This window comes from Mesorhizobium sp. M0047 (genome assembly GCF_040323315.1).
Lineage (GTDB): Bacteria > Pseudomonadota > Alphaproteobacteria > Rhizobiales > Rhizobiaceae > Mesorhizobium.
Genome location: NZ_JAMYUW010000009.1, coordinates 163,521 through 176,212, shown reverse-complemented (window position 1 = coordinate 176,212; position 12,692 = coordinate 163,521). Strand labels below are relative to the sequence as shown.

The window sequence follows — 12,692 nt, the reverse complement described above, 5'->3', positions numbered from 1 at the left end:
CCTCCACGGTCGCCATCGCTTATGCATATCGCAGCGCAGCAGAGCAAGATTTTGTTCGATTGATGCGGCTAGATGTGTGCAAATGCCATCGCCGGGCCATAAAGACTTGAAATGCCTCAGCCCTAGGTCGTAGTGACGACTGGGGTCGTAGTGACGACCAGGAAGTCGTGGTGACGACTGGGGTTACAGAAGCATACGGGGCGATATGCCATCATCTTTGATCCGGCGCGGAATATGGGCGATCGGCGCTGCCGTGATCGTCATCGCGCTGGTGGTTGCCACCCTGCCGCTGATCGCCTCCACCCGTATCGTGCGCGACCGCATCGCCTGGGAAATGAGTGCGTGGAGCGGCTTCCGGGTCGCCATCGAAGGCTCGCCGCGGATCGAGGTCTGGCCGACCTTCCGGGCGATCCTGACCGATGTGACGCTTTCGCAATGGACCGACACCGAGACGCCGCCGGTCGTCGAGGCGGAACGGGTCGAGGTCGACCTTTCCGCCATGGCGGCCTTGCGCGGCGACGTGGTGTTTTCGACAGCACGGCTGGTGCGGCCGACGATCCGGGTTCAGCGCACGCCAACTGGCCTTTTCCTGCCCGCCGTCCCAACCGGTGGGCGCATCACGCGTTCCATCGACACGGCCCGCGGCGTCGTCAATGCCGACCCCGCAAAGCCGAATCTCGACAAGCTGCCGACCGACACTTTCGGCACGGTTGAGTTTCGCGACGGCCGCATGGTGGCTTCGGTCAACGGTAAGGACGTCGAGATTCTGAGCAGCCTGAGCGGACAGGCGACCTGGGCGGCGATGAACAGCAATGCAACGCTGTCGGCGACCGGGATCTGGCGCGGCGAAAGTGTGGCCGTGGACGCCGCCTCGGAGAAGCCGCTGGTGCTTTTTGCAGGCGGCTTGGCGCCGCTTTCCCTGTCGTTCAAGGCCCCCCCCGCCACCTTCTCTTTCGACGGCACGGCCAGCATGTCCGAAAACAGCTATTTCGACGGTCAGGCGAAGTTTTCGGCGCCCTCGCTACGCCGCGTGCTGGAATGGTTGCAGGCCGGCATCGCGCCGGGCGCTGCGATCGGCTCGGTCAGCATTTCGAGCAAGGTCACGGCAACGGCCGGGCGCGTCAAATTCGAAAATACCGCCATTGCGCTGGACAACAATCCGGGAATGGGAGCGCTGGACCTGTCACTTGGCGAAGCTCAGCCGGTGATCTCGGGCACGCTCGCCTTCGACACGCTCGACCTCAGATCGTTCCTGTCGGCCTTCACGCCGCTGGCGCCCACCGGCGCGGTGGGGCCTAGCGAAGTCGACACAAGTTTCGCCGACAAGATCAACCTCGATCTCAGGCTGTCCGCGGCACACGCCACCGCCGGGCCTATCCAACTCGCCGACGTCGCCGCCACCGCCCAGGTCAAGGATGGTCTGTCGGTCTTCGATATCTCCGATGCCTCGGCCTTCGGCGGCAACATCCAGACCAGCCTTCGCTTCGACCGCAAGCCGGAAGGCTCCCAGGTCGAAATCCGGCTGCTGGCATCCGATATCGACGGCGGTGCTTTTGCCTCGGCGGCGGGGATGACCCGGCTGGTGCCGGTTGGGACGGGGACCGTTTCGGTCATACTCAAGGGGCCGGGCAGAACCTGGAACTCCATTTTCGACAATGCCGACGGCTCGGTTTCGGCGACCTTCGGACCAGGTGCGTTGAGCAAGCTCAACCTGCCGGCGTTCCTCAAGCATACCGAGCAAGGCGGCTTTTTCGCGCTCGACGACGTCTCCGACGGAACGCTGCCGATCGACGGCGCAGAGATCAAGGCCAGCATTTCGAAGGGCGTGGCACGGATCGACAAGGCCGAAGCCAATTCGGCGAAGTACAAGATCTGGTTGTCCGGGATCGCGTCCTACGCGGGACGCGGGCTGGCCCTGTCCGGCGGTGTCATTCAGCCGGACCAGGCTGCAACGCAGACCAATGGCCAACAAGGCCCCAACCAGGCATCGTTCTTCGTCGGCGGGACCTGGAGTACACCGTTCATTTCCCCGATCAGCCGCGGCGTTTCGGGAGAATAGGCAGCCGCGCTTTCCGCCTTCACCCGCGCTGTGCGGCCTGCTCGTCGAGCTGGCGCTGCACCTCGCGCCGCTTGTTGGCAAGCGAAGCGATGATGACGCCGATCGCCACGACGGCGATCAGGATGGTACAGGCGGCATTGATCTCCGGGGTTACGCCAAGGCGAACCTGGCTGTAGATCTTCATCGGCAGCGTCGTTGCGCCCGGCCCCGAGGTGAAACTGGCGATGACCAGATCGTCGAGCGAAAGCGTAAAGGCCAGCATCCAGCCGGAGACGATCGCCGGCATGATGACCGGCAGCGTGATCTGGAAGAAGGTCTTCACCGGCGTCGCGCCCAGATCCATCGCGGCCTCTTCCAGCGAGCGATCGAAGGTGATCAGGCGCGACTGCACGACGACGGCGACGAAGCACATGGTCAAGGTGATGTGAGCCAGCGTGACGGTCAGAATGCCGCGATTGAGACCGACGGCGACGAAGAGCAGCAGCAGAGACAGGCCGGTGATGACTTCCGGCATGACCAATGGCGCGAAGACCATGCCGGAGAACAGCACCCTGCCCTTGAAGCGCGTGTAACGGGTCAAGGCGAGTGCCGCCAGCGTGCCGAGCACCGTCGCCACAGTGGCCGAGATCAGGCCGACGCGCGCCGTCACCCAGGTCGCGTCCATGAGACCCTGGTTGTGGAACAGCGAGACGTACCATTTGGTCGAGAAGCCGCCCCAGACGGTGACCAGCTTGGACTCGTTGAAGGAGAAGACGATGAGCAGGACGATCGGCAAATAGAGAAAGGCAAAGCCGAGGACGACCGAGGTGATGTTGAAGCGGCTCCAGGTGGTGTTCATGATGTCACCGGTCCATTTCCTGAGCGCGCGCCTGCGCTCGCTGGAAGAGCATGATCGGCACAATCAGCAGCAGCAGCAGGATGACGGCAACGGCCGATGACAGCGGCCAGTCGCGGTTGCCGAAAAATTCATTCCACAAGGTCTTGCCGATCATCAGTGTCTGCGAGCCGCCGAGCAGGTCGGGAATGACGAACTCGCCGACGGCTGGAATGAACACCAGCAGGCAGCCGGCGATGACGCCCGGCAGCGACAGCGGGAAGGTGATTTTCCAGAACGCGCTGGTCGGCGGACAGCCGAGATCCTTTGCCGCCTCGATCAGCGAATAATCCATCTTTTCCAGAGCGGAATAGAGCGGCAGCACCATGAACGGCAGGTAGGAATAGACGATGCCGATGAAGATCGCCGTATATGTGTTGAGGATGATCAGCGGCTGGTGGATGACGCCGGTGGCGAGCAGCAGCTGATTGAGCAGTCCCTCGGGCTTGAGAATGCCGATCCAGGCGTAGACGCGGATCAGGAACGATGTCCAGAACGGCAGGATCACCAGCATCAGCAAGGTTGGACGGATCGTCGCTGGCGCGCGCGCCATGCCGTACGCGATCGGATAGCCGACGAGCAATGTCAGAACCGTCGAGATCGCGGCGATGATGACGCTGGTCACATAGGCATTGAAGTAGAGCGCGTCCTGCGTCAGCCAGGTGTAATTGTCGAGGTTGAGTTGTTTCAGCTGAGCGACAAATCCGGAAAAGCCGTCGCTGATATCGAGCGCCGGCGTATAGGGCGGAATGGCGATCGCCGTCTGCGATAGCGAAATCTTGAAAACGATGACGAACGGAATGAGGAAGAAAAACAGCAGCCAGACATAGGGGATGATGATGACCAGGCGGCCAGAGAATGCAGCGCCCAACCTGGCGTGGACGGATTTGCCGATATTGGTTGCCGGAGAGGCTGATGCGGTGGTGACGGCGGCGCTCGACATGGTCGCTCCTACCGTGTCAGCACGACGCCGGCGTCAGGCCGGAAGGAAACCCAGGCGCGGTCGTTCCAGCTCAACGGATCCTCGGTGATGCGGGCCGCGTTCATGGTGCTCGCGCGCACGACCTGTCCGTCGTCCAGCCTGACGTGAAAGACGGTCATGTCGCCGAGATAGGCGATGTCGTAGACCTCGCCCTCGATGGCGTTGATGGCCTCGGCCGGCTTCTTCGACGACACCTTGATCTTTTCCGGCCGGATGGCGAAGGTGACGGCCGTTCCGGCGCTGGCGGCGCCGGCATTGTCGGTGCGGATGGTGATGCCATTACCGGCATCGATGCTGGCAGCGCCAGCCTCGCCACGCGCGATCTTGCCCTCGAACATATTCACATTGCCGACGAAACCGGCGACGAAGCGCGACCCCGGCGCCTCGTAGACCTCTGCCGGCGTTGCCACCTGCATCACCTCGCCCTTGTCGATGATGGCGATGCGATCGGCCATCGTCATCGCCTCTTCCTGGTCGTGGGTGACGACGACGAAGGTCAGACCGAGGTTCTGCTGCAGGTCCATCAGTTCGAACTGGGTTTCCTCGCGCAGCTTCTTGTCCAATGCGCCGAGCGGCTCGTCGAGCAAAAGCACCTTCGGCCGCTTGGCGACAGAGCGGGCGAGCGCAACGCGCTGGCGCTGGCCACCGGACAACTGGTGCGGCTTGCGCTTGGCGAACTGTTCGAGCTTGACCAGCCTGAGCATTTCGGCGACGCGGGCCGCGATTTCGGGCTTCGGCATGCCATCCTGCTTGAGGCCGAACGCGATGTTGTTCTCGACAGTCATATGCGGGAACAGCGCATAGGACTGGAACATCATGTTGACCGGCCGGCGATAGGGCGGGATGCCGCGCAAATCCTGGCCATCGAGCAGGATACGACCGGCCGTCGGCTCCTCGAAACCGGCGAGCATCCTGAGCAGCGTCGACTTTCCGCAGCCCGAGGCGCCGAGCAGAGCGAAGAACTCGCGCTCGAAGATGGTCAGCGACAGATTGTTGACGGCGGTGAAGTCGCCGAACTTCTTGGTGACGTTATCGAACTGGATGTATGGCTTGGCGTTCGGGTCGTTCCACGGCGTAAAATCCCTGCGGATGCTGCCAAGCGATTTCATGTCCCACTCCGTCCTGATTCTTGCTTCTTGCCCCAGAAAAGAATGGTCCCGGCAGGTGGCTGCCGGGACCATCTCAGATTGCTTACTGGCCAGTGACGATCTTGGTCCAGGTACGCGTGATGACGCGCTGGGTCTTGGGATCGTAAGGCGAGACGGTGTAAAGCTTCTTTATCGTCTCGGCATCGGGATAAACCGAAGGATCATCCAACAGCGCCTTGTCGACGAATTGCTGCGAAGCCTTGTTGCCATTCGCGTAGAGCACATAGTTGGACGACTTGGCGATAACTTCCGGCTTCATCATGTAGTTGATGAACTCGAGCGCCTCCGCGACATGCGGCGCATCAGCGGGGATAGCCATCTGGTCGAACCACATCTGAGCGCCCTCCTTCGGCACGGAATAGCCGATCTCGACGCCTTGCTTGGCCTCGACCGCGCGGTTGCGGGCCTGGAACACGTCACCCGACCAGCCGACCGCCAGGCAGATATCGCCGTTGGCGAGGGCGTTGATGTATTCGGAGGAGTGGAATTTCCTGATATAGGGCCGGACCTTGAGCAAAACCTCTTCGGCCTTGGCGATGTCGTCTGATGACGTGCTGTTCGGGTCGAGGCCGAGATATTTCAACGCCGCCGGAATGATGTCGGCCGGGGAGTCCAATACGTAGACGCCGCAGTCCTTCAATTTGGCCAGGCTGTCCGGATTGAAGAAAACATCCCAGCTGTCGATCTTGTCGGTGCCGAGTGCTGCCTGCACCTTCTTGATGTTGTAACCGATGCCAACCGTGCCCCACATGTAGTTGACCGAGTATTCGTTGCCGGGGTCATATTTGGCAGTGCGCTCTGAAACTGTGTCCCACATGTTGGAAATGTTCGGCAGCTTCGACTTGTCAAGCTTCTGGAACACACCGGCCTGGATTTGGCGCGCAAGAAAATTGCCGCTGGGTACGACGACGTCATAGCCGCTGCCGCCGGCAAGCAGCTTGGTTTCCAGGATTTCGTTGGAATCGAACGTGTCGTAGACGACCTTGATGCCGGTCTCCTTGGTGAAATCGTCAATAATCGAACTGTCGATATAATCCGACCAGTTGAAGACATTGAGGACGCGATCCTCGGCATGACCGCCGACGGTGAAAAGCGTCAGAAATACCGAAGTTGCCGAAAGCCAGAGCGCTTTGCGGATCATGCTATTCTCCTTTGATGAGTGTTCCTTCGCCGGCTCGTCGCGGTTCCAGCGCGGCCGGGCATTTGTTTCAGGCTATTGAGCTTTCCAAAAGGCGACAAGCGTGAACTGCCAGCGCTATGCAGGCAGTTCGATGAGAGGCAGGCGTTGCGTCGTCGCTGGGACTCGTGTGGCGTGCCAATGCCGTCATAGGCTTTCGCCGTGGCGCAGGCAGAGATACGACGATGTGGTCCGGTCTCGATCTGACCGGCAGGGAGACTTGGCAAGATAAGCCTGTCTTGTTGTTGCCGTAATCTCAGCCTGCCCGCGCGGCAGCGGCATTGTCAATGGCAAAGCTGCGCGCCACATCAATTAGGCGATGGAACTCCGGTGACCCCTGCACGTTCGGGCCCCGCCTGGCGCTTGAATTCGAGCCCGATATGGACGAGCAGCGCCGTGACAACCACCGCGCCACCGACGATGGTGCGCCCCGACGGCACCTCGGAATGGACGAGCCAGACCCATATGGGCCCCAGGATCGGCTCGAACGTGCCGAGCAGTGCTGCTATTGCCGCGGGTATCAGCCGAGCGCCGGTGGCGAAAAAGGCCAGGCCGAGGCCCAGATTGACCACGCCGAAGACAAAGAGAAAAGCCATGTCACTGGTCGACACAGCGAATGTCGAGGTCTGCGATGCGGCAAAGCCTGCCGCAAGCATGGTGCCAAGGCAGGTTGCCGGCGTCATGCGGACACCGGCAAACCGCCGGGTAATGACGGTGGCGATCGAGAACATCACCGCGATCAACAGCGCCAGCCCGTCACCTATCGGCGAGACGGCGCCATCAAGCGATTCCGACACCATGATGGCGACGCCGGCGATGACGGCAGCGATGGCCAGCCAGGTCGCGACACCCACCCTTTCACGAAACAACGCCCAGGCGAACAGCGCCGCCAGCAACGGCACGCCGGCCTGCATCAACAGGATATTGGCCACGGTGGTGTAGGCAAGTGCCACGACAAAGGCGGTCGATGCCGTGGCGAAGCAGACGCCGACGGCAAGGCCGGGCAGACCCATGTCGCGGAACATTTTCGACATGCCGCGCCAGCCGTCGCGCCAGACCATGAAGCAGATCAGGAAAGCCGCTGCCCAGACAGAACGCCAGAAAACAACCGTCCAGCTATCGCCGACAGTGATGAAGCGGGCGATGGTGCCGCCGAAACTCCACATCAGTGCCGACAGGAACACCAAAAGCATGCCGACGCGTTCGTCGCGCCGCGAGGCGGTCGATGAAGCAAGGATCGGCGATGATGCAGTGTCGGTCATGGGCGCGACTGTCGGGCTTTTGTGGACGGGACGATGCGCAAGGGACGACGAAAAGATGGCCTGTTCGCGTAACGCAAAGATGCGCGCTGGGGCTGAGCCAGTTCGATTTGCCGTTTGGGGCACTGAGAAGCCGTCTTGGTCTCAGCCGGACGGCGAACCAGACCGTCGCAACAGAGTCTATGAGGTACTCTTGTTGCCGCGGATGAAGCGCCAGAGCCCGGCCAATGGAACCAGCAGGATCAGACCGAACTTCTTCAACGCAACCAGAGCCACGATCAAAAAGCCTGCCTTCGCCGCCAACTTGCCGGCAATCAGCCCACCAACGCCTACCGCTGCAACCGTATCGACGCCTGGCACGAAATCGGCGTATGTCTTGCCGGCGCCGAAGTCCGCCAAATCTAGAACCTCATCCAGGCTCTGTTTTATTTCCGGCAATTGCTTCACGGTGGCGATGTAGCTCATCACAAAAACGCCTTCCCTGCCGAGAAAGCGGACGTCATAGTTGAGCGTGTGGACCGCGTCGCTGCCAAATTCCAATTCCTTGGCCCAGTGAAGCCGCTTGTTGACCGCATCATAGACAGGCGGTGAGGCCCAACCGACCAGCGTAACGGGCTGAAAGCCGTCCTTTACTCGCTGGTCATTGGCCGACGAGGTGTCCGCCTGCATGCTGCGCAGCAATTCGTCGTAGTCGATGGAGTTGGCGTCGCTATCGTCGACATATCCTATCTTCTCCCAGCGCAACTCTATCCCCCAATTGTTGTCGGCAATGGGATCGTTTGCCGCGGGAAAGATCATGCCGAGCGCATCGGCACCGGAGCCGGGCGGATTGCCCCAAGCTTCGGTCAGGACGGCTGCCGTGTCCTTCTTGTTCAGGAAGTAGAACTTGTCCTTGAGGTCAAGATGCACGCCCTCGGCGAGGTCTATCGCGCCGGTTTTCGGATCGATCTTGTCCAGGAATGCCTTGCCGGCGTCGTTGTACTGTTGGTAAGACTTGAAGAAGGCCGACGACTTTTCCGCTGCGGCAGGGCCAACCGAAAAGGCGAACGCCAAACTCAACCAGAAAACTGTCTTGCCCATCAATGATCCCCCGACCCATATGCAGCTTGCGTTTTGATATCCTGCCGGCAATGTTCGAGCAATATTGTAACTGTTACATCACGATCGACAGCTAGCATCTTTCACAAATACACACATTTCGTTGTATTGTTCTGCGACCAACAGTCATGACTTACTGGAAATCGAAAGCGCTCAGGCCCGTTACCATCTCGTCGAGGCCGAGCGGACGCGTCACCGGCGGCTCGGCGCGCGCCAGGCAGCCGACGCGCTCGCAAAGCCGGCAGGCGGGTCCGACCGGTGTCGCCGCGACGCGGCCGGCCTTTGCGGCGATTGCCGCACCGGGCAGCGCCGCGCCATAGACGATGTCGTCGCGAAAGCCGATGTCGCAACCGAGCAGCAGCGCGGTGCGGCGCGGGCGCTCCGAGAAGGCGCCTTGCGGTCCTTCAAGCGTGCGAGCAATGCACAGGAACTCGGCGCCGTCGGGCATTTCCACCGCCTCCACGAAGATCTGGCCGGGCTGGGTGAAAGCGACATGCACGGGCAGTTTGGGGCAGGCGCCGCCGAAGCGGCTTTGCGGAAAGCCCTGGCTCCCGGCCTTGCGGAAGCGGTTGCCGGCATTGTCGACCTCCAGCATAAAAAACGGCACACCCGAGGCACCCTGCCGCTGCAGCGTGGTCAACCGGTTCGCCGCCTGTTCGAAGGAGACACCGAAGCGCGAACGCAGGACATCGATATCATAACGGGCACGCACGGCAGCCGTGTGAAAGGCCTGGTAGGGCATCATCAAGGCATGCGCCGAATAACGGCCAAGTTCGAAGCGGGCGAGCCGGCGGGCCTCGTCGGTGGCCAGCTTGAGCGCCTGGATCTCGCCGGCGACCGCGACCGTCATGCGGATCAGACAGGCCTCCATCGCGACTTCGCGTAATTGGTCGAACGGCGACAGCCGCTCGGACAGGAACAGGCGCTGCGAGTGGCGGTCATAACGGCGACGCCAGTTCGGCATGGTGGCGACCGGCAGCACCTTGACCACGATGCCGTATTCGCGCTTCAGCCAAGCCTTCAGCGCGCCGAACAGATCGTCGCCGGGATCAAGCACCGAGGTGAACGCCGCGGCCTCCTCCTCGAGGGCTGCGAAATGGTTCGGCCGGCGCTCGAAAATCTCGTGCACCTCGTCGATCGGCAGGCGGGCACCGGAAACTGCGGTCGTCCGGCCCTCGCGCGCCAAAAGCTCGTTGAGGTCGGACAGGCGCTCGGCCTGTTCGCGATAGGCGCGAAACAGCTTTATCACCGCCGCGGACGCGTTGGGCGCCGCCTCGGCAAGTTCTATCAGCTCCTGATCGCCCGGCAGCTCGCCGACCAGCAGAGGATCGGTGAACACCTCCTTCAAAGCGGCGACTGACCCCCTTGCCTCGCCCTGCAACTCATGCGGATCGATCTTGTAGACGGACGCCAGCTTGAGGATCAGCTGCACGGTTAGCGGCCGCTGGTTGCGCTCAATCAGGTTGAGATAGGACGGGGAAATGCCAAGCCCCTCGGCCATCGCCGTCTGGGTCAGGCCCTTGGCGTTGCGGATGCGGCGGATGCGCGGCCCGGCAAATATCTTCTGGTCAGCCATCGACTGTCCTTGACAGGAATTTACACAAGGTTCGCGACAATCTCGATGCGCCGCTCTTTACAATCATGACAAATTTACAGCGTGCGCCTGTCAAACGCAACACAGGTTTTCCCTTATATTTCGCCGATTTTCTTGATTCTGCTGGCTCATCTCGCGCCGCAATGTAAATTCAGTCACACCCCGCGCTCGATGATCGATGCCCGGACACGGATGCAGTAATCCTTCGGAGTGACCAATGACTGATTTTTACAACCTCGTCCCATCGGCGCCGGAAGGTCGCTTCGACGGTATCGAACGGCCTTACTCCGCGGAAGACGTGAAGCGGCTGCGCGGCTCGGTGCAGATCCGCCAGAGCCTTGCCGAAATGGGCGCCAACCGGCTGTGGAAGCTCATCCACGAGGAGGACTTCGTCAATGCGCTCGGCGCCATGTCCGGCAACCAGGCGATGCAGCAGGTGCGCGCCGGGCTGAAGGCGATCTATCTGTCGGGCTGGCAGGTCGCCGCCGACGCCAACACCGCATCTGCGATGTATCCGGACCAGTCGCTCTATCCGGCCAATGCGGCGCCCGAGCTGGTCAAGCGCATCAACCGCACGCTGCAGCGCGCCGACCAGATCGAGACGTCCGAGGGCAACGGGCTTTCGGTCGAGACCTGGTTCGCGCCGATCGTCGCCGACGCGGAAGCCGGATTCGGCGGACCGCTCAACGCCTTCGAGATCATGAAGGCATTCATCGAGGCGGGCGCCGCTGGCGTCCACTATGAGGACCAGCTGGCGTCGGAAAAGAAGTGCGGCCATCTCGGTGGCAAGGTGCTGATCCCGACTGCGGCGCATATCCGCAATCTCAACGCAGCGCGCCTGGCAGCGGACGTGATGGGCACGCCGACCCTGGTCGTCGCGCGCACCGACGCGGAAGCCGCCAAGCTGCTCACCTCCGACATCGACGAGCGCGACCAGCCTTTCGTCGACTACGGCGCTGGGCGCACGGTGGAAGGCTTCTATCACGTCAGCAACGGCATCGAGCCCTGCATTGCGCGGGCCATCGCCTATGCGCCTTACGCGGATCTGATCTGGTGCGAGACCTCGAAGCCTGACCTGGCGCAGGCCAGGAAATTCGCCGAGGGCGTGCGCAAGCACCACCCCGACAAGCTGCTCGCCTACAATTGCTCGCCATCGTTCAACTGGAAGAAGAACCTCGACGACGCGACGATCGCCAGGTTCCAGAAGGAACTCGGCGCCATGGGCTACAAGTTCCAGTTCATCACGCTCGCCGGCTTTCACCAGCTCAACTACGGCATGTTCGAACTGGCTCGCGGCTACAAGGCACGGCAAATGGCGGCCTATTCCGAGTTGCAGGAAGCGGAGTTCGCGGCCGAGGCCAATGGCTACACCGCGACCAAGCACCAGCGCGAGGTCGGCACCGGCTATTTCGATGCCGTGTCGATGGCGATCACCGGCGGCCGGTCGTCGACCACCGCCATGCACGAGTCCACCGAGCACGCGCAGTTCAAACCGGCAGCGGAATAGCGAGCTGCAAAGTACAGAGGAAACGCCCAGCAGGGCTTGGGACACAAGGAGAAGACCAATGGCATCGATAAGCCGTGTCAAGGAACGCGCCGAGGAACAGTCCACGACGATGAGCGTCGACCAGCAAGCGACGATCCGCATGCTGGCCAATGATCTGCACCGCCTCAACCAATCGGTGATGAAGGCGGTCGAGGCGGGCGTCTCGGTGGAGCTCGTGCGCTCGGCACGCCATCACGGCGGCGACGGCAACTGGGGCGACCTGCTGATCCCGGTGATCGTCACGCAACAAAGCCACGGCTGATCGCAATCCGTGCAACCGCCCTTTCACCTGCGCGGTCGCCGTGCAGGTGAATTTTCTTTCATGACATCCCGGTGGACAGTCCAGTACAGTAGAGTTGCTTGAAATTCACTGCTCCCAGGCATGATCTCGGGGTCTTTTATTTCAACTTGACATAAGCCACGATCTCACGCCAATTGCACCCCAGATTCAACTCTGCATTGAAATAGGGGCGAGCTTCTTGGCCGACTTGTGTGCCCATTGAATCACGAAGGCGAGACTCCAAGACATCTGAATCGGGCGCCGCGCGACGCTAGCTCCGAGGCGATCCGCGATCCGTCGCAGGTGCTTGTCGTCGGCAAATCGCCCATCAATCGCGTGGTGATCTCGAAGATCGTCGAGCGATCCGGGCTCAAGCCAATCTCGGAATCTCCCGACACGGCAGCGAGGATCTTACGGTCCCTCATCCCGGCGCAGTCGTTCTAGACGGCGGTGCCGACAACAAGGACTGCGACGACCTGATGTCCAGCATCGGAGCGTTGCGGCGGGCCTCGGGCAAATCGCTGCCACCGGTGATCCTGCTTTCGACCAAGAATGGCTCGCCGGAGAGCCTGAGCCTGTCTGATATCATCGATGTCGTGGTCGCCAAGCCGATCACGCCCGAACGGCTGCAGCCGGTGATCGACCGCCTGGTCGGCCGCTAGATTGCAGAAAGAG

10 protein-coding genes and 1 pseudogene are annotated in these 12,692 nt (G+C 61.6%); 4 read left to right on the top strand and 7 right to left on the bottom strand.

Features of this window, described 5'->3' with window-relative positions:
- Positions 1 to 205: 205 nt before the first annotated feature.
- Positions 206 to 2,059, top strand: a complete 1,854-nt coding sequence (locus NKJ89_RS11395; RefSeq protein WP_352602385.1) for an AsmA family protein — start codon at positions 206 to 208, stop codon at positions 2,057 to 2,059.
- 19 nt (positions 2,060 to 2,078) lie between these two features.
- Here the strand turns inward: NKJ89_RS11395 and NKJ89_RS11390 are convergent, their stop codons facing one another.
- The 7 genes from NKJ89_RS11390 to NKJ89_RS11360 all read right to left on the bottom strand — a co-directional run bounded on the left by NKJ89_RS11390 (position 2,079) and on the right by NKJ89_RS11360 (position 10,173).
- Positions 2,079 to 2,897 carry an ABC transporter permease gene (locus NKJ89_RS11390; RefSeq protein WP_023758360.1) on the bottom strand — a complete coding sequence of 273 codons (819 nt, stop codon included), beginning with the start codon at positions 2,895 to 2,897 and terminating at the stop codon, positions 2,079 to 2,081.
- 4 nt (positions 2,898 to 2,901) lie between these two features.
- Positions 2,902 to 3,876, bottom strand: coding sequence for an ABC transporter permease subunit (locus NKJ89_RS11385; protein WP_352602383.1), 975 nt, complete (start codon positions 3,874 to 3,876; stop codon positions 2,902 to 2,904).
- 8 nt (positions 3,877 to 3,884) lie between these two features.
- Entirely contained in the window at positions 3,885 to 5,024 is a 1,140-nt protein-coding gene (locus NKJ89_RS11380) for an ABC transporter ATP-binding protein (protein WP_352602381.1), read from the bottom strand.
- An 82-nt stretch (positions 5,025 to 5,106) separates the two neighbouring features.
- The gene (locus NKJ89_RS11375) at positions 5,107 to 6,204 is read right to left on the bottom strand and encodes a polyamine ABC transporter substrate-binding protein (RefSeq protein WP_352602379.1); all 1,098 of its coding nucleotides are present in this window, start codon (positions 6,202 to 6,204) and stop codon (positions 5,107 to 5,109) included.
- A 344-nt stretch (positions 6,205 to 6,548) separates the two neighbouring features.
- Complete coding sequence (locus NKJ89_RS11370) at positions 6,549 to 7,502, bottom strand: DMT family transporter (protein WP_352602378.1); 954 nt, start codon at positions 7,500 to 7,502, stop codon at positions 6,549 to 6,551.
- 177 nt (positions 7,503 to 7,679) lie between these two features.
- The gene (locus NKJ89_RS11365) at positions 7,680 to 8,579 is read right to left on the bottom strand and encodes a DUF2167 domain-containing protein (RefSeq protein WP_023758365.1); all 900 of its coding nucleotides are present in this window, start codon (positions 8,577 to 8,579) and stop codon (positions 7,680 to 7,682) included.
- Positions 8,580 to 8,730: 151 nt separating this feature from the next.
- Positions 8,731 to 10,173 carry a helix-turn-helix domain-containing protein gene (locus tag NKJ89_RS11360; RefSeq protein WP_352602376.1) on the bottom strand — a complete coding sequence of 481 codons (1,443 nt, stop codon included), beginning with the start codon at positions 10,171 to 10,173 and terminating at the stop codon, positions 8,731 to 8,733.
- Between the two features lie 235 nt (positions 10,174 to 10,408).
- Here NKJ89_RS11360 and aceA point away from each other — a divergent pair, with 235 nt between their 5' ends.
- The 3 genes and pseudogenes from aceA to NKJ89_RS11345 all read left to right on the top strand — a co-directional run bounded on the left by aceA (position 10,409) and on the right by NKJ89_RS11345 (position 12,679).
- The gene (gene aceA / locus NKJ89_RS11355; protein WP_352602374.1) at positions 10,409 to 11,698 is read left to right on the top strand and encodes an isocitrate lyase; all 1,290 of its coding nucleotides are present in this window, start codon (positions 10,409 to 10,411) and stop codon (positions 11,696 to 11,698) included.
- A gap of 58 nt (positions 11,699 to 11,756) precedes the next feature.
- A complete protein-coding gene (locus tag NKJ89_RS11350; protein ID WP_006202762.1) occupies positions 11,757 to 11,999 on the top strand; it encodes an SMc00767 family acetate metabolism repressor in 243 nt (80 codons plus the stop codon).
- Between the two features lie 228 nt (positions 12,000 to 12,227).
- Positions 12,228 to 12,679: pseudogene (locus NKJ89_RS11345) on the top strand (response regulator).
- The last annotated feature ends 13 nt before the right edge of the window (positions 12,680 to 12,692 follow it).